The sequence below is a fragment of the Bacillus sp. EKM501B genome (assembly GCF_011800505.1).
Classification (GTDB): Bacteria; Bacillota; Bacilli; order Bacillales; family Bacillaceae_G; genus Bacillus_A; species Bacillus_A cereus.
On sequence record NZ_JAALFZ010000069.1, the window covers coordinates 1 to 346 of the forward strand.

Below are 346 nucleotides of genomic sequence, written 5' to 3' on the forward strand. Positions count from 1 at the left end.
TGGGGCCTTAGCTCAGCTGGGAGAGCGCCTGCCTTGCACGCAGGAGGTCAGCGGTTCGATCCCGCTAGGCTCCACTTATATTAATATCATTTATGGCGGTGTAGCTCAGCTGGCTAGAGCGTACGGTTCATACCCGTGAGGTCGGGGGTTCGATCCCCTCCGCCGCTACCATAAAGGACCTTTAGCTCAGCTGGTTAGAGCAGACGGCTCATAACCGTCCGGTCGTAGGTTCGAGTCCTACAAGGTCCACCATTAGACGTATATATCTCGGAGGTATACCCAAGTTCGGCTGAAGGGATCGGTCTTGAAAACCGACAGGCGGCGAGAGTCGCGCGGGGGTTCGAAT

Annotated in this window: 3 tRNA genes; all 3 read left to right on the forward strand. The window is 56.4% G+C overall.

Features of this window, described 5'->3' with window-relative positions:
- Position 1: 1 nt before the first annotated feature.
- The 3 genes from HFD78_RS29130 (at position 2) to HFD78_RS29140 (ending at position 252) form a co-directional block, all read left to right on the forward strand.
- A tRNA-Ala gene (locus HFD78_RS29130) sits at positions 2 to 74 on the forward strand.
- A gap of 20 nt (positions 75 to 94) precedes the next feature.
- Positions 95 to 171, forward strand: a tRNA-Met gene (locus HFD78_RS29135).
- A 4-nt stretch (positions 172 to 175) separates the two neighbouring features.
- A tRNA-Ile gene (locus tag HFD78_RS29140) sits at positions 176 to 252 on the forward strand.
- The last annotated feature ends 94 nt before the right edge of the window (positions 253 to 346 follow it).